Origin of the sequence: Streptomyces sp. 3211.6 (assembly GCF_003634815.1) — a bacterium.
GTDB lineage: Bacteria > Actinomycetota > Actinomycetes > Streptomycetales > Streptomycetaceae > Streptomyces > Streptomyces katrae_A.
The window spans coordinates 7,259,095-7,274,410 of record NZ_RBXC01000001.1 but is presented as its reverse complement, the minus strand read 5'-3'; the positions used below and the strand labels follow the sequence as shown (position 1 = coordinate 7,274,410).

The window sequence follows — 15,316 nt, the reverse complement described above, 5'->3', positions numbered from 1 at the left end:
GACCTCCGGGAAGGGAGCTGGGAAGCGGACACGGGGGCGGCCTGGGCGGCGGCCGCCCGGCCCGCCGGGCGTTGCGCATGGCGGCTGTGGCGCGGCTATTTCCGGCCACCCTGGACCGTCGGAGTGGCGGATGCAAGTGCGACCCGCGAGTAGGTACACGTGTAACGAGAGGGGCCACATTCCGTCGGTCACGGTCGTCATTCAAATGGTTACTGGGCCTATCCAACAGCCTGCCACGGCTGCTACACAATGCAGCAAGCCAGTGATAACACGTGTAACTCAGTGGCGTTCCGTAGGCCTGGTATGCCGCTTTTCGGCCTGCGGCCGCCGTAGCGCGAACACGTCCGTCGTCCCGGCGCTCCCCCCAGTCCCCCGCCGTGCGCTCCACGCGCCCCTCACCCCCGGTGGTCACCGTGACAGCTGATGAACTGATGCAGCCGGAGGCGCCCCCGGCGGCTCCGGAGAGCCGCGGACGCGGCCTCCTGCTGCTGCTCCTGCTCGCGAACTCCTCCATGTTCGCCCTGTACATGGGCGTCGGCTCCGTGCTGCTCCCCACGCAGATCGCGGACATCGACCCGGCGCACAAGGTCGCCATCCTCGGGGCGGTGGGCGGTGCGAGCGCGGTTTTCGGCACCGTGTTCAACCCCATCGCCGGCGCGCTGTCCGACCGGACCGGCCGCCGGAACCCCTGGATCCTCGGTGGCGCGCTGGCCTCGCTCGCCGGCATGGCGTTCCTCGGCGGTGCGCGGACCGCGCTGTGGGTGGGCATCGGGTGGTGCCTGGTGCAGGCGACGATGAACGTCTACCAGGCCGCCGTCACCGCGATCGTGCCCGACCGCATCCCCGTTTCCCGCCGCGGTACCGCGTCCGCCGTGGTGGGACTGGCGCTGCCCGTCGGCGGGACCGTCGGGGTGATGATCGCCTCGCAGACCGCGGGCCGGCTGACGGCCGGCTACCTGGTCCTCGGCGGGGTCGCAGCCGGCGCGGCGCTGCTGCTGACGGCGCTGTGCCGGGACGTGCCGGCGCGGCGCGAGCCCGCGCCCTCGGTCTCGCGCCGCGAGAAGATCGCCGTCTTCCTGTCCGCCCTCGCCGATCACGACTTCCGGTGGGCGTTCATCGGACGGGCGCTGATGGTGCTCGGCTATTTCTCCGTCATCGGCTACCAGCTGTACATCCTCGACGACCACATCGCCCTGCCCGACGGGCTGGAGCCCGCCGAGGCGATCGCGGTGCTGACGCCGTTGTCGATGGGGGCGATGGCGCTGTCGACGGTGCTCGGCGGGGTGCTGTCCGACCGGTGGAACCGGCGGAAGGTCTTCGTCGGCGTGTCCGCGGCCCTCGCCGGGGCTGTGATGGTGATCCCCGTGATCAGTCCGACCTGGACCGGGATGCTGGTGTTCAGTGCCCTCAACGGGCTCGCCTTCGGCTGCTTCATGGCGGTGGACACCGCGGTGGTCACGCTGGTCCTGCCGCGGGCGGAGGACGCCGCCCGCGACATGGGTGTGTTGAACATCGCCAACGCCGGGCCGCAGATCATCGCCCCGTTCGTCGCCTCCGCCATCGTCACCGCGCTCGGCGGCTACGGCCCGCTGTTCCTCATCGGCGGCGCCCTGTCCCTGCTGGGTGCGCTGGCCATCGTCCCGATCCGCAAGGTGCGCTGACGGGCCCGTCCGTCCAGCGCCGTCCCGTCCCACGACGCCGGTCCCGCTCCTGTCCTCCCTTTCCCTCACCGTCCCCTCCCTCATCGAAGGATCATCCGTGAGCCGTAAGCGAGTTCTGCCCCTGGCCGCCCTGCTCCTGTGCGTTCCGGCCCTGACCGGCACGGTGCCGGCGAGTGCCGCTGCGCTGCCCGGGTCCGTCGGCCGGTCCGGCCCGCTGCGCATCCTGCTGACCAATGACGACGGCTATGACGCGCCCGGCATCCGGCTGCTGTTCGACCGGCTGACGGCCGCGGGGCACGAGGTGACGATCGTCGCCCCGCTCACCAACCAGAGCGGCGCGGGGACGAAGCTGATGAGTGGCCCGGCCGTCCGGGTGGAGCACCCCGAGCCGAGGGTGTGGGCCGTGGACGGCACCCCCGGCGACGCGGTGTCCTTCGGCCTGGCCGCCGTGTTCCGTGACCGTGCGCCCGACCTGGTGGTGTCCGGCACCAACTTCGGTCCCAACGTGGCCGCTCTGGCGACCCATTCGGGCACGGTCGGCGGTGCCGTCGCCGCCCTGGAACGGGGGGTGCCCGCCCTCGCGGTGAGTACGGGCGAGCTGGCCGTCCCCGTCCCGCAGCAGATCCTGAACGCCGTGCGGCCCACCGGGGACTTCGCGGTCAAGCTCATCGACCGGCTCCGGGACCGGGCGCGGGGCGGCCGCCTGCTGCCCGAGCACGTCGGCCTGCACGTCAACCACCCGGTGGTCGGCGCGGACGGTACCGGTACGGCGCGCGGGGTGTCGGTCACGACTCAGGATCCGCAGCTGGGTCTCGGGGCGCGCTACACCGACTCCGGTGACGGGACCTGGAAGGTGGACGTGGCGCTGGTGCCGGCACCGGCCGGCAGGGGCGGCGATGTGGAGGCGGTCGGCGCCGACCGGGTGTCCGTCACTCCCATCACCCCCGACTGGAGCGGCGGGACGGCGGACAGGGCCGCGGCCGCGGCGCTGCTGAAAGGTCTGCGCCCATGACGTCCATGACGCCCAGGTCGTTCATGCCGTTCACGCCGTTCATGAAGCCGCTGTCGAAGGTTCTGGCCCTTCTCCTCGTCTTGTCGGCGGTCTCGGCCCTGTCCGCACCGCCGGCGGCCGGGGCCGTCGCCCCGGCGCCGCCGTTCGTCGCCATCGGCGAGGGCCGGCTCGCCGGGCGGGTCGAAGGGCCGGCGGAGGAGTTCCTGGGCGTCCCGTACGCCGCGCCGCCGGTGGACGCACGAGAACATCGCCGCGTTCGGCGGCGACCCCGCGAACGTCACCGTGTGGGGGCAGTCCGCCGGCAGTGGGTCCGTCTGTGCGATGCTCGCCTCCGCGCACACGGCGGGGCTGTTCTCGCGCGCCATCCTCCAGAGCGGGCCCTGCTCGCTGCTCGGCGCCCCCCGGTTCCGGTCAGGCGGCCGACGCGGCGGTGGGGTTCGCGGCCGCGGCCGGCTGTCCTGACGCGGCCACCCGCGCCGGGTGCCTGCGTGCGGCTCCGGTCGCGGCCCTGGTCTCGGCAGCCCGCGCCCGTCCGGTGCCCGGGCCCGCCTTCGGGGACGGCCTGCTCCCGGCGCAGCCGTCCGAGGCGATCGCGGCCGGCCGGTGGCACAAGGTGCCGGTGCTGATCGGCAGTACCCGGGCCGAGGCACGGTTCTTCGTCGCGGGCACCCAGCCGTACCTGACGGAACGGGAGTACACCGGCCGGATCGCCGCCCTGTTCGGGCCGGCGGCGCCGCAGGTGCCGGCCCGCTGTCCGGTGACGGGACGGTCCACGCCGTTCGAGGTGCTGTCGGCGGTGCTCACCGACTCCGGGTTCGCCTGCCGCACCCTCGAACGAAACGGCGAGCGTCTTCGCCGCGCAGGTGCCCACGTACGCGTACGAGTTCGACGACCCGGACTCCCCCACCCTCGCCGGGGCGCAGCTGCCGGGCCTGGACATGGCCAACGCGCACAGCGCCGAACTGGCTTACCTGCACGACTTCACCATGGCCGGGCGTCCTCTCACCGCCGCCCAGAGCGTTTGCGCGGACGGTCTGAAACGGCGCTGGGGGGCGTTCGCCCGCACTGGCAGCCCGTTCCTTCCCGGTGAGGTTGCGTGGCCGGTGGTCCGTCCCGGCCGGTACACGGTCCTGACCCTCGGGCCGGGCCGCACGGGGCCTTCGGCCTCTTTCGCCGCCGACCACCTGTGTGCTTTCTGGGCTGCCCTGCCCTCCCCGGCCGCTGTGCGGGGGGCTCCGTGAACCGCCCGTCTCGCTGCCCGGCCGGTCTGCGGGGCGGGCCGGCGGGGTCCGGTGGCCGGGCTCGGGGTCGCGCTCGCGAGGGTGTCAGGCGCAGGTGTCCGTGTAGCCTCCGGCGTCGGGGGCGGGGCCGAGGTCGGCCCGGATGCGGACGAGTACCTCGTCCCCGGCGCGCAGGGGGCTCGGCGGGGCGGGGACGGTGGTGGGGAACAGGGCGGAGATCTGTTCGGCCGCTTTGACGGCCGCGGATTCCAGGCCCCGGATCTCGATGGTGATCTCATTCGCGTTCATGTCTCAGGGGAGCGGTCGGACGCCGTGGTGGTTCCGTCCGTGGCCGCCGGTCACCCGAAGGGACGCGCCGTCGGGTGTGTTCACCCGGTCGGGTCCGGGCGCGGCGGGCGCGGTCCCGCGAATGGCGCAGGATCGGGGCCTCGGGCGGGCCGGGGTGCGTGGGGGTGTCTAGCGTCGTTGTCACGTACATCGGTTCCCGAGGCTTGTGGAGACGACATGTCCCGTAGAGGGCGGTGGATGGCCGGCGCCTGCGCGGGCGTGGCCGTTGTGGGGCTGCTCGCCGGCGGCGGTGGAGGGGGTGGCGCTCCGGCGCCGCGGGGGGCGTCCGGCAGCAGTGGGCCGGGGGTCGCGGTGGGCGCCTACCTCCACTACGGCACGCCGGGGGTGGACCGGATGCAGGGGCTTTCCCGGTGGCTCGGGGGGACGGAGGTGCGGGCGGGGCACACGTATCTGCCCGGTGACACCTGGGAGAACATCGAGGGCGCGCCGGAGTCCCTGCGCAGCTGGGCGCGGTGGCGGGGTGAGCGGCGCGATCGGCTGTTCGTGCTGAACGTGCCGATGTTCGAGGGCAACGAGGCGGACGTGCCGGACGAGCGGGTGGCCGAGTTGATCCGTTCCGGGGCGGAGGGCGAGTTCGACCAGCATTTCCGGCGGCTGGGCAAGCGTCTGGTCGGGCTGGGGGTGCCGGACACCGTGATCGTGCTGGGGTGGGAGATGAACGGTTTCAACTACACCCACCGGTGCCGGCCCGACCCGGGGAACTGGAAGCGGTACTGGCGGCGCATCGTGGCCGCCATGCGCTCCGCTGAGGGGCAGCGGTTCCGCTTCGACTTCGCTCCCAACCGGGGCAGGGACGCGATCGAGTGGACCAAGTGCTATCCGGGGGACGACGTGGTGGACATCGTCGGCATGGACTCCTACGACCAGCCTCCGGGGGATTCGTTCGACGAGATGGTGGAGCAGCCGTACGGGCTGCGGCAGCAGGTCGAGTTCGCGAAGGCGCACCACAAGCGGATCTCGTACCCGGAGTGGGGGCTGTTCCGCAACGGTGACAACCCGGAGTACATGCGGCGGATGCTGGCGTGGATCGCCGATCACCGGCCGGTGTACCACAGCATCACGGACTACTGCCCGCACGGTGTGTGGCAGTGCGGTGAGAACCCGCGCTCGGCGCGGGTGTTCCGGGAGTTCCTGTCGCCCCACCGCAAGGGGCGTCCGGCTCCGCCGTTCGCGCCGTGAGGACGGGCGGGCGGGGGGCGTAGGGGGCGCGGCGGCGGGGGGCGCGGGGGTGCTCTGGCGTTGGGGCGGTGAGGGGGCGGCGGGGGCGGGGCGGCTGTTTCTCTCTTCCCGGCCGGTTGGTCCGGCTGGTGGCCGGGGGGGGTTCGCGTCGCTGACGCGCGCTTCGGTGCGTCTGCGCGGCCGCGCCGGCCGGGGCAATGGTCGGACAAAGTGAAGGAATATCATCTCGGATTGCTTTGCCCAACCGAGATATTTCCTGCCGTGTCCGACACCTCACGCATGAACATTTCGTGCAAAATGGGCCGTCGTCGGGAGCCGTAACGCAGTCACCGAGAACAGTCACCATCATGGTTTGTTCCTGTATCTGAATGCGGAGGTATCACGATTGCCCAAGACAACAAAACACAGGGAGAGTCATCGCTCTCGGGCCCTCTTCCTCGCAGTGTCCGTAACCGCCGCCCTGTTCACCCCGGCCACCCCCGCCCAGGCCGCCTCCCTCTACGGCATAAAGGCCGTCTCCGTCGCCGCGTCCAAGAAGGGCGCACCCTACGTCTACGGCGCCACCGGGCCCGCCGAATTCGACTGTTCGGGCCTCACTCTCTACGCCTTCCGCGTGGCCGGCCGGGTACTCCCCCGCACCGCGGAGGCCCAGTACGAGAGCACCGACCACATCTCGCGCACCCAGCGCGCACCAGGAGATCTGGTCTTCTTCCCCACCGGGGGAACCATGAGCCACGTCGGCATCTATGCGGGCCACGACAAGATCTGGCACGCTCCCCGACCCGGCACCCGCGTCCGGCTGGAACGCATCTGGACGGGCACCGCCCGCTATAGCCGGGCCAATTAACGCCACCCGATAGAGGCTCCCGGAAATCCCGAGCTCTATGGGCGTGCTGTAAAAGAGTATCGGTGCTGCGGAGCTCCCGCCACCCCCCGCACACCCTCCCGGCCCGGCCCGGCCGTCAATTCCGCCTGCCAAGGTGAATGAACGAGCGGGAGAACGGATGATTGCCACCCGAATGCAATTGCCGCGGGCATCGCCGGAAATCGCCCGCTGCGGCCGGCCCGCCCTGTCGAACGGTCGTTCCGCGCAGAAGTGTGCGGATCGGCGGCGGCGTGTCGCGGATTCACCGTGACACGCCGTTGGTCAGGTGAATGCCGGGCGAAAGGGCCGCGTAGGCGGTGTGATCCTGGTTCGACGTCCGTCATCGACTTTGGAGTGACATGCGTATTCGCACTGCGTTCGCCGCCACCGTGCTGGCTGCTGTCGGCATCCTCGGCGCCACCGGTTCCGCCGTTGCCGACGCCAACGCCAACGGTGCCGCCATCGGCTCCCCGGGCGTGCTGTCCGGGAACGTCGTCCAGGTTCCGATCCACATCCCGATCAACGTGTGCGGCAACACGATCAACGTGATCGGCCTGCTCAACCCGGCGGCGGGCAACACCTGCGTCAACGCCTGATCCACGCGGCCCCCGGCCGTTCAGACGGTCCCGTCCGGCGAGCACCACGTCCGGGCGGGGCCGTCGTCCACGTCCGCCGGCCCCGGGGGCTCTGTCGGTGCCGCTGGCTAGGCTGGACGGATGACCGAGATGGAGATCGTCGCCGAACAGGGCGAGTGGCGGGGCGGGTTCGAGGAGCGGCTGCTGGCCGCCTACCGGGACGCGGGGTGCTCGCAGCCCCTGGCCCAGGCCCTGCTGGAACGGGCCGTGAGGGGCGTCGAGGACTGGACGCTGGCCACGGACGGCACGGGGTGGGTGGCCGTCGGGGTGACCGACGAGGACGGGGCCAGAGTGGGGCGGATACACGACCTGACGGCGGCGCAGGGCCGGGCGTGGGCCGAGCGGTGGTGTGCGGAGCAGGGGGCCGAGCGGGTGGTCGTCCGGCTCACGGGTGGGCCGGGAGCCTTCGCCGACTACCCCGTACGGGGGCAGAACCGGATCCGCGCGGTGGCCGAACGGCCCGTACTGCCGCCCGGTCTGACGGTCCGGCGGCTGCGCGAGGAGGAGTATCCCCACTGGTACGCGCGCGAGGCGGCCTCGTACGTGGCCGACATCGTCCGGGCCGGGGCGCTGACGCCGCAGCAGGCCCAGGAGAAGTCCGACCGGGACTTCGCCGAACAGCTGCCGCAGGGCTACCTGACGCCGGGCCACGCGTTCTACGTGCTGGAGGCCGGCGGTGAGGCGGTCGGCAGCGGCTGGGTCAACCACGGCTACCTGCCGGGCGTCACCTTCGGTTTCTCCCTGGAGGTGTACGAGGAGCACCGTGGCAGGGGCTACGGCCGGGCCGCGATGGCCGTGGGCGAGTGGGCCGCCCGGCAGGGCGGTGACGAGGCGCTGATGTTCAACGTCTTCGGTGGCAACGAGGTCGCGATGGGCCTGTACGACAGCACCGGGTTCACCGTGCTGGAGGAGTTCCGCTCCATCAGCCTCTGAGGGGTGGGGCGGCCGGGGGCGCGTGTCCTATTCGGGCAGGCCCCCGCTGCCGGGCGTGCCCGTGGGCCGGGCCAGGCGCGAGTTGCGGTAGGAGTAGCCGAAGTAGATGACGAGACCGACGAGGAACCAGACCACGAAGCGGATCCAGGTCTCCACGCGCAGGTAGGTGATGAGCCAGATCGAGGCGATGACGCCGACGGCGGGCAGGACGGGCATCAGCGGGGTGCGGAAGGAGCGGGGCAGATCGGGGCGCCGGTAGCGCAGGACGATGACCGAGGTGCACACGACGGCGAAGGCGAGCAGGATGCCGATGTTGGTGAGTTCGGCGGCTTCGCCGATCGGGACGAAGCCCGCGATGACGGCGGAGGCCACGCCGACGATCCAGGTGACGCGGGTGGGGACGTGGCGGGTCGGGTGGGTCTTGGCGAACCAGCGCGGCAGCAGTCCGTCACGGCTCATCGAGAACCACACGCGGGTCACGCCGAGCATGAAGGTGAACATCACGGTGAGGATGCCGATGATGGCGCCGACGGCGATGATGTCGGCGACGACGGGCAGTCCGGCCGCTTTGAAGGCGCTGGAGAAGCCGCTCTCCGGGTCGATGTCGGTGTACTTCTGCATGCCCGTCAGGACCAGGCAGGCGAGGACGTACAGCACCATGGCGATGGCGAGGGAGTAGATGATCGCCCGGGGCATGTGCCGTTGCGCGTCCTTGGACTCCTCGGCGGCCGTGCTCATCGCGTCGTAGCCGAAGACGGCGAAGAAGACGGTGGCGGCTCCGGTGAAGGCGCCGCCCACGCCGAAGGGGAAGAAGGGGGTGTAGTTGCCGGCCTTGATGTGGAAGAAGCCGACGATGATGACGAGGAGCACCACCAGCACCTTGAGGCCGACCACGACCGTCTCGAAGCGGGCCGCGTTCTTGATGCCCAGGGTGAGCAGGTAGGCCGTGAACAGGCACAGGACGGCCGCGATGAGGTCGAAGCGGTGTCCTTCGCCGGTGCCCGGGGCTCCGAGCATCCAGGTGGGCAGGGAGGCGCCGGTCTCCTCCAGGAGGAAGTTGAAGTAGCCGGAGATGCCGATGGCGACCACGGCGACGATGGCCGTGTACTCCAGGAGCAGGTCCCAGCCGATGAACCAGCCGGCCAGTTCGCCGAGGACGGCGTATCCGTAGGTGTAGGCGGAGCCGGCCTTGGGGATCAGGCCGGCGAACTCCGCGTAGGAGAACGCGGCGGCGGCACTGGCGATGCCGGCGATGAGGAAGGAGACGAGCACGGCCGGTCCGGCGACGCCGTTGGCGACCGTTCCGGCGAGGGTGAAGATGCCGGCGCCGATGATGCCGCCGACGCCGATGGCCGTGAGCTGCCACAGGCCGAGGGTGCGGGTGAGGCGCTCGCTGGGTGCGCCTTCGGGCTCTTCGATGTGCTCGATCGGCTTGCGACGGAATGCGCCCTGCCCTGACCACACGGTGGCCATGTGCCTTCCTTTCCGCCGGGGATGACGAGCGCACATCATCTCGGAAGCGGCGTACTTGCGGAACTAGGCGCTCCGACGGGCACCTGTGGGTGCCGGGCTCCCGGTCGCGCCCATGGGCCGGATGGCGGCGGTCCGCCGCGCCGTGGCCTCCCCGCCCGGGACGTCCGCCGCCCCCGGTCGCGCGGGCGGCCGGGGGCGGTGGGGCGGGCGACGGGGGCGGGGTTCAGGCGGTCAGGACTCCTGTGCCCAGGAGGCCGAAGAGGAGCAGGCCGATGACGATCCGGTAGGCGACGAAGGCGTTGAAGGAGTGCTTGGCGACGAACTTCAGCAGCCAGGCGATCGAGGCGTAGGCGACGACGAAGGACACGACGGTGCCGACGACCAGCGGGAGGGTGTCCACGCCGGCGCCGAGGGCGTCCTTGAGTTCGTACAGGCCCGCCCCGGTGAGGGCCGGGATGCCCAGGAAGAAGGACAGGCGGGTGGCCGCGACGCGTTCCAGGTCCAGGATCAGGCCGGTGGACATGGTGGCGCCGGAGCGGGAGAAGCCGGGGAAGAGGAGGGCGAGGATCTGTGAGGAGCCGACGAGCATGGCGTCCTTGAGGGAGGTGTCGTCCTCGCCGCGCTTGTGGCGGCCCATCTGGTCGGCCGCCCACATCAGGCCGCTGCCGGCGATGAGCGAGCCGGCGACCACCCACAGGGAGGCCAGCGGCCCCTCGATGAGGGGTTTGGCGGCGAGGCCGACGACGACGATCGGGATGGTGGCGTAGATGACCCACCAGGCGAACTTGTAGTCGTGGTGGTAGCGCTCCTCGCGGTTGACGAGCCCGCGCCCCCAGGCGGTGACGATCCGCGCGATGTCCTTGGAGAAGTAGGTCAGGACGGCCGCGATGGCGCCGACCTGGATCACGGCGGTGAAGGCGACGACGGACTTGTCGTCGACGGGGATGTCCATCAGCCCTTCGGTGATCTTGAGGTGGCCGGTGGAGGAGACCGGCAGGAACTCCGTCACCCCCTCCACGACGCCCAGGACTACGGCCTGGCCCACACTGATCGCGCTCACGTGCCTTCACCTTCGGTTGGGTTCAACGGGGCATCGGGCATCCTGTCCGGACGCACGCGACGGACAGAGTAACTTCTATTCGCGAATAGAAGTTACTCTGGATCCCGGACGTCCGACGACCGACGACGGACGACGGACGACAGGCGGACGGAAGGAAGCGACGGTGGGCACGCGCGAGGAGCCCGCGGGCCGGGGCGGCGGTGCACGGCGGGCGAACGGGGCCCTGGAGAGCGAGGTCATCGCCGTCCTGCACGGCGCGGGCCGGGCCCTCACCCCCGGCGAGGTGGCCGGACGGCTCACGGCCGCCCGCGCGCACACCACGGTGGCCACCACCCTGGCGCGGCTGCACGCGCGCGGTGTCCTGGAGCGCACCCCGCGGGGGCGCAGCTACGCCTACGCGCCGGTCACGGACGAGCCCGGGCTGACCGCCCGGCAGATGCACCGGGTCATGGAGGGCGGCAGCGACCGCGCCTCGGTGCTGACCCGTTTCGTCGACGAGCTGTCGGACGACGACGAGGAACTGCTGCGCCGCCTGCTGGGCCCCGAGGGATAGGAGCGGTCCTCAGCGATGCATCTGGCCGTCTACCTCCCCCTGCTCTTCCCCGCCCTGGCGGGACTGTGCGCTCAGCCGCTGGCCCGCCGGCTGGAGCCCCGGCTGGCGACCTGGCTGCTGACCGCGGCCGGTCTGGTGCTGGCCGCCTCCAGCACGCTGGTCCTGGGTCTGCTGGCACTGGCCGGGCTGGTGCGCATCCCGCTGGTCGACGCCCTGAAGGGCTACTCGCCGGAGGTGATCGCCCGGCAGGATCCCGCCGGGTGGCCCGCAGCGCTCGCGGGCGCCGTCCTGCTGGCCCTCGCCGTCCTGGCTGCCGTCCGGCTGGCCGCGCGGCGGGCGGGCGCGCTGTGGGCCGCGGCGCTCGAAGCGGCCTGCATGCCGGGCCCGGGGCCGGTCGTCGTCACGGACGACCCGGGGGCGGACGCGTATGCCGTGCCGGGGCTGCCGGGGCGGATCGTCATCTCCCACGGGATGCTCGACGCCCTCGACCCGGCCGGGCGCGAGATCCTCCTCAGCCACGAGCAGGCCCATCTGCGCCACCACCACTACGCGTTCGTCTCCCTCACGCAGCTGGCCGCGGCCGCCAACCCGCTGCTGCGGCCCCTGGCGGGCGCCGTCGCCTACACCGTCGAGCGGTGGGCCGACGAGCACGCCGCGCAGCGGTGCGGCAACCGCCGCGCGGTCGCCGAGACGGTCGCCCGCGCGGCCGTCGCCGCCAAGCGCGGCCGCGCCGCGCGCCGGATCCCCTCCGCGGCCCTGGGGATCCTGGGGCGCCGGCCGGGGCCCGGCATGGTGCCGCGGCGTGTGGCCGCCCTCCTCGCCCCCGCGCCCCGGAGCCGGCCCCTGCTGCTGGCCTCGGCGGCGGTCCTGCTGGCGGCGACCAGCGTGTGTGCGCTGGAGGCGGCGTACGACCTCCACTGCTTCCTGGAACTCGCGCACGTCCACCGGTACCACCGGGCGTGACGGGTGGCGGCCGTCGCCGTGCCCGGCCGTCGCGCGGGGCACGGCGACGGCCGGACGGGTTCTGCGGCGCGGGTCAGAACGCGAAGACGGCGTTGCCGTTGAAGGTCGCGGACATGGCGCAGGTGTTGGAGAAGGTGTGCTTCCAGGAGACGCGGCTGCCCTGCCAGACGCCGTCGGCGGTGACGGTCACCGGGGCGTAGTGCATCGGGCAGGCGCGGCCGGTGTCCGGGGCGGCGAGGAGGCGGTCGAAGGAGCCGCCGGTGGAGTTCAGGGCGGTACAGGCGGCCTTGGGGTCGGGGTGCGTGCCCTGCGCCGACGGCATGCAGCTGAGGGTGGCGGCGCGCAGGACCGTGGCGCCGGCGGCGTCGTCGCCCTGGGTGATGGAGAAGACCATGGCGGAGGGGGCGTACAGGCTGGTCGGCTTTGCCTCCGCCATGCCGGTGGCGCCGGCCAGGCACAGGAGGGCGGCGGCGGGGACAGCAGCGAAGCGGTAGCGCACGACAAGACTCGCTTTCGATACGAAGGTTTTGCGCGGCATTTGGTTGCGTTGCCGCGCCTCGATGGGGCCGAGTCTGTCGGATGCGAAGGTAGGGCGCATGTCCATGACCTATTTACGGACAGCCTGTTCGAATATCGGATAGCGCTGGGGTGTTCGGGCAGCTCAGCCGGGGTGCGCTCGCTCCGTGTCCGGTCGGGAACGGGGTGTGATCACCGCTTCGGCCGCGCGGGCGGGGCCGCTGACCTGGTGCTGCGCACCGCGCGTACACCTGGAGGCCATTCAGCTTGTCCGGATCGGCGCGGTTGCGGCTCCGCGTACGGCTGCTGCGGCCGCGGCCGCGGCTCCGGAGTCCCAGCGCTCCTGGCGGAGCTGGACCGTCTGGGAGACGCCCGTCCCGAGGAGGCCGAGGACCAGCATGAGGACGACCAGCACCTTGGCCGGTGTGCCGAGGAGCAGGGGCCGGGTGGCCGAGGGCGCGGCCGGGGCCGAGGGAGCGGCCGGCGCCTGGGCCGGGCCCGGGGTGAGGGGCTGTCCCGCGGGCGGACCGTCGCCGAAGAGGCGCTTGGGGTAGGCGGAGGTCAGCATCATCACGTACGCCTGGTAGCGCATGCGGAAGCGCACCACCGCGGCGACGGCACCGAAGACGGGTACGGGCATGCGCCCCAGCACCAGTGTGATCAGCCAGAACACCCAGGAGACGGCGGCCAGGCCGTACTGCAGGAGGCTGGTCACGATCGCCGCCGGAATCATCAGGACGATCCGGAACAGCACGGCCAGCCGGTTGAGCTCACCGGGGCGCAGTTCGATCCGGGCGGGGTGGCCCTGCCCGTCGAAGGAGAAGGGCGGGTAGTGGTCGACCAGCAGCATCGCGCTCGTGGTCACCCGGGTCTCGTACGCGAGGTAGCCGCCGAGGAAGTCCGCGATGCCGGCCGGGAGGCGGCCCGTGAACAGGGCGGCGAACCAGCCGACGACCGTCACGAAGAAGGCGGCGATGCCGAGGAGGGCCGTGACGATGAACTGGGGCAGGAGCAGGAGGAAGCGCAGCAGGACCGTCCAGCGCCGCTGGCGGCCGGGCGGCGGGACGTCGAGCTCCGGCAGGTGTTCGGCCGGCGGCCGGCCGGACTGCGGCGGGTGGGGGTTCCAGCCTGTGGTCATGGGGCGCTCCTGCCGTGGGTGGGGCGCGCGGGCCCCGCTGACGGTCCGGCCGGGCCGGGGGCCTGGGGGTGCGCGCGTACGCCCTGCCAGGGGTACCGTGCGGAACCGTTCATTCCAAGGATCCGGGCGGTGCGGGACGGCCCGTTGCCCTGAAGGGCCCCTTCCCCGGGTACGCCGGAGCGCCGGCCCCCGTCTCTTCGACGGCGGGCCGGCGCTCCGGAACGTGTGGCGCGGCGGGCGGCTCAGGCCGTGGCGGGCTCCGCCGTGGCGGGAGCGGCCGTGGCGGGAGCGGCCGGGGTGTCGTTCTCCCCTTCGGGCCGCGGGATGCGGTGCAGGCCCCGGCGGTCGTAGAAGGCGGTGACGGCGAAGCCGAAGGCCAGTGCGGCGACGAGGGCGATGCCCAGGGAGGTCCAGGCCCGGGTCAGGCCCGCGTCGGCCTGGGCGCCGTAGTAGAGCAGGGAGCGCATGCCCTCGGTGATCTGGCGCAGCGGCTCGAACTCGGAGAGCCCGCGGAAGAAGCCGGGGAGTGCCTGGAGGGGGACGGTGGCGCCGGAGGAGGGGACGGCCATGGCGACGAAGACGACGGTGGCCAGCAGCATGCCGGGGGTGCCGAAGGCGGCGAAGAGGGCGAGGCTGCCGATGCCGACGACGGCGATGGTGCAGACCGAGTAGAGCCACAGGTGGCCCAGGTGGGAGGCGTCCATGTCGAGGATCCCGACGGTGGCGGCCTCGACGAGGGAGCCCATCACGAGGGACAGGCCGAGCATCAGCGCGATGCCGATGGCCAGGGTGCGCACGCGGCTGGTGTGCTGGACGGGCTCGCGCTTGCGGAAGGGGCCGAAGTCGGTGTGCAGGTAGCCGAGCGCGGTGTCGACCTGGGAGTTGACCAGGTTGGCGCCGAGCATGCCGCAGACGACCAGGACCAGGGCGTAGTAGAAGGCGCTCAGGCCCATGGCGCTGCGGGCGCCGAGCGGGTGGCCGTCGGTGACGGTCACGGTGACCGGGTCGGCGAGCTGGAGCTGGGCGGCCGTCGGCAGCTGGGCCTTCTGGGCGGCGGCCTGCTTGAGGAGTTCCTGGCCGATCTGGGCGGAGGCGGCGTGGGCGGCCTTCTGGGCGGCCTGGGAGGACATCGAGGAGCCGATGCTGCCGGCGGACTGGTTGGTCAGCACGCTCAGCGTCGGCGGGACGGGCTGCTTGCCCTGGGGCGCGGGCTGCGGGGCGCCGAGGGCGGTGACCGTCGCGCTGAAGTCCTGCGGGATGACCAGGGCGCCGAAGACCTTGCCGCTGCCCAGGCGCTTGTCGGCCTCCTCGCGGCTGACCAGCTGCCAGTCGATGCTCTTGTCGTTCTCGGCGGCCTTGCGTATGCCGGCGACGACCTGTTCGCCCAGCTTGACGTGGCGGCCGCCCGCGTCGGCGCCGGCGTCGGCGTTGACCAGGGCCACGGGCAGGTCACGCAGGTTGCCTCTGGGGTTGACGTTGCCGCCCACGTAGAGCAGGGCGAACAGCATCGAGACCACTGCGGCGATGAGCCCCGTTCCGATCCACAGCTGGGGTCGGCGGAGCACGGAACGGGACGGGGGGTGGGGCATCGACTCTCCGGGATCTTCCGGTGCGGCTGCGGCGGGCTGCTGCTTCGGCCGCGTTCCTCAACTGGATACTTCTGGTATCCAGCTACTGGATACTGGCAGTATCTTGTTGTGGTGTCCAATCGCCGCGATCGCCGGTGAGGCAAACCGGAC

Annotated in this window: 14 protein-coding genes and 3 pseudogenes; 11 read left to right on the top strand and 6 right to left on the bottom strand. The window is 72.1% G+C overall.

Annotated features, from left to right (window positions below):
- The first annotated feature begins 413 nt into the window (after positions 1-413).
- From BX286_RS33350 to BX286_RS33330, 5 genes and pseudogenes are all read left to right on the top strand, one after another.
- Positions 414-1,661, top strand: a complete 1,248-nt coding sequence (locus tag BX286_RS33350) for an MFS transporter (protein WP_100864850.1) — start codon at positions 414-416, stop codon at positions 1,659-1,661.
- Between the two features lie 97 nt (positions 1,662-1,758).
- Entirely contained in the window at positions 1,759-2,673 is a 915-nt protein-coding gene (surE, locus tag BX286_RS33345) for a 5'/3'-nucleotidase SurE (RefSeq protein ID WP_187344247.1), read from the top strand.
- 240 nt (positions 2,674-2,913) lie between these two features.
- A pseudogene (locus BX286_RS33340) lies at positions 2,914-3,135 on the top strand (carboxylesterase family protein); the annotation flags it as partial.
- A pseudogene (locus BX286_RS38150) lies at positions 3,104-3,283 on the top strand (carboxylesterase family protein); the annotation flags it as partial. The pseudogenes BX286_RS33340 and BX286_RS38150, both read left to right, overlap by 32 nt.
- Positions 3,284-3,512: 229 nt before the next feature.
- Positions 3,513-3,914, top strand: a pseudogene (locus BX286_RS33330) (carboxylesterase family protein); the annotation flags it as partial.
- Positions 3,915-3,998: 84 nt separating this feature from the next.
- Here BX286_RS33330 and BX286_RS33325 read toward each other — a convergent pair.
- Positions 3,999-4,202: a hypothetical protein gene (locus tag BX286_RS33325; RefSeq protein ID WP_121017350.1), complete on the bottom strand. Its 204-nt coding sequence runs from the start codon at positions 4,200-4,202 to the stop codon at positions 3,999-4,001.
- 216 nt (positions 4,203-4,418) lie between these two features.
- Here BX286_RS33325 and BX286_RS33320 point away from each other — a divergent pair, with 216 nt between their 5' ends.
- From BX286_RS33320 to BX286_RS33300, 4 genes are all read left to right on the top strand, one after another.
- Positions 4,419-5,441 carry a glycosyl hydrolase gene (locus BX286_RS33320; protein WP_107502395.1) on the top strand — a complete coding sequence of 341 codons (1,023 nt, stop codon included), beginning with the start codon at positions 4,419-4,421 and terminating at the stop codon, positions 5,439-5,441.
- A 442-nt stretch (positions 5,442-5,883) separates the two neighbouring features.
- A complete protein-coding gene (locus BX286_RS33310; RefSeq protein ID WP_237292522.1) occupies positions 5,884-6,288 on the top strand; it encodes a C40 family peptidase in 405 nt (134 codons plus the stop codon).
- A 377-nt stretch (positions 6,289-6,665) separates the two neighbouring features.
- On the top strand, positions 6,666-6,902 hold the full coding sequence (locus BX286_RS33305; protein WP_079423488.1) for a chaplin: 237 nt from the start codon (positions 6,666-6,668) through the stop codon (positions 6,900-6,902).
- Positions 6,903-7,022: 120 nt separating this feature from the next.
- The gene (locus tag BX286_RS33300) at positions 7,023-7,874 is read left to right on the top strand and encodes a GNAT family N-acetyltransferase (RefSeq protein ID WP_079423490.1); all 852 of its coding nucleotides are present in this window, start codon (positions 7,023-7,025) and stop codon (positions 7,872-7,874) included.
- A gap of 27 nt (positions 7,875-7,901) precedes the next feature.
- On the opposite strand, the gene BX286_RS33295 is transcribed toward BX286_RS33300, so the two are convergent.
- Together BX286_RS33295 and BX286_RS33290 are read right to left on the bottom strand one after the other, a co-directional pair.
- Complete coding sequence (locus tag BX286_RS33295; protein WP_079423492.1) at positions 7,902-9,347, bottom strand: amino acid permease; 1,446 nt, start codon at positions 9,345-9,347, stop codon at positions 7,902-7,904.
- 223 nt (positions 9,348-9,570) lie between these two features.
- Positions 9,571-10,407 carry an undecaprenyl-diphosphate phosphatase gene (locus tag BX286_RS33290; protein WP_079423494.1) on the bottom strand — a complete coding sequence of 279 codons (837 nt, stop codon included), beginning with the start codon at positions 10,405-10,407 and terminating at the stop codon, positions 9,571-9,573.
- A 163-nt stretch (positions 10,408-10,570) separates the two neighbouring features.
- Here BX286_RS33290 and BX286_RS37685 point away from each other — a divergent pair, with 163 nt between their 5' ends.
- The gene (locus BX286_RS37685) at positions 10,571-10,960 is read left to right on the top strand and encodes a BlaI/MecI/CopY family transcriptional regulator (RefSeq protein WP_261993590.1); all 390 of its coding nucleotides are present in this window, start codon (positions 10,571-10,573) and stop codon (positions 10,958-10,960) included.
- Between the two features lie 15 nt (positions 10,961-10,975).
- Positions 10,976-11,923: a M56 family metallopeptidase gene (locus BX286_RS33280; RefSeq protein ID WP_121017349.1), complete on the top strand. Its 948-nt coding sequence runs from the start codon at positions 10,976-10,978 to the stop codon at positions 11,921-11,923.
- Between the two features lie 73 nt (positions 11,924-11,996).
- On the opposite strand, the gene BX286_RS33275 is transcribed toward BX286_RS33280, so the two are convergent.
- From BX286_RS33275 to BX286_RS33265, 3 genes are all read right to left on the bottom strand, one after another.
- Positions 11,997-12,422, bottom strand: coding sequence for a subtilase-type protease inhibitor (locus BX286_RS33275; RefSeq protein ID WP_261993589.1), 426 nt, complete (start codon positions 12,420-12,422; stop codon positions 11,997-11,999).
- A gap of 279 nt (positions 12,423-12,701) precedes the next feature.
- Positions 12,702-13,577, bottom strand: coding sequence for a DUF4389 domain-containing protein (locus tag BX286_RS33270; RefSeq protein ID WP_121017347.1), 876 nt, complete (start codon positions 13,575-13,577; stop codon positions 12,702-12,704).
- Between the two features lie 242 nt (positions 13,578-13,819).
- Complete coding sequence (locus tag BX286_RS33265; RefSeq protein ID WP_121017345.1) at positions 13,820-15,166, bottom strand: YhgE/Pip domain-containing protein; 1,347 nt, start codon at positions 15,164-15,166, stop codon at positions 13,820-13,822.
- Between the last annotated feature and the right edge of the window lie 150 nt (positions 15,167-15,316).

Bases quoted from the DNA above. Each gene is read 5' to 3' on its own strand.
- BX286_RS33305 (WP_079423488.1), top strand. From the start codon at position 6,666: ATGCGTATTCGCACTGCGTTCGCCGCCACCGTGCTGGCTGCTGTCGGC.
- BX286_RS33300 (WP_079423490.1), top strand. From the start codon at position 7,023: ATGACCGAGATGGAGATCGTCGCCGAACAGGGCGAGTGGCGGGGCGGG.
- BX286_RS33265 (WP_121017345.1), bottom strand. From the start codon at position 15,166: ATGCCCCACCCCCCGTCCCGTTCCGTGCTCCGCCGACCCCAGCTGTGG.
- BX286_RS33325 (WP_121017350.1), bottom strand. From the start codon at position 4,202: ATGAACGCGAATGAGATCACCATCGAGATCCGGGGCCTGGAATCCGCG.
- BX286_RS33295 (WP_079423492.1), bottom strand. From the start codon at position 9,347: ATGGCCACCGTGTGGTCAGGGCAGGGCGCATTCCGTCGCAAGCCGATC.
- BX286_RS33320 (WP_107502395.1), top strand. From the start codon at position 4,419: ATGTCCCGTAGAGGGCGGTGGATGGCCGGCGCCTGCGCGGGCGTGGCC.
- BX286_RS33270 (WP_121017347.1), bottom strand. From the start codon at position 13,577: ATGACCACAGGCTGGAACCCCCACCCGCCGCAGTCCGGCCGGCCGCCG.
- BX286_RS33280 (WP_121017349.1), top strand. From the start codon at position 10,976: ATGCATCTGGCCGTCTACCTCCCCCTGCTCTTCCCCGCCCTGGCGGGA.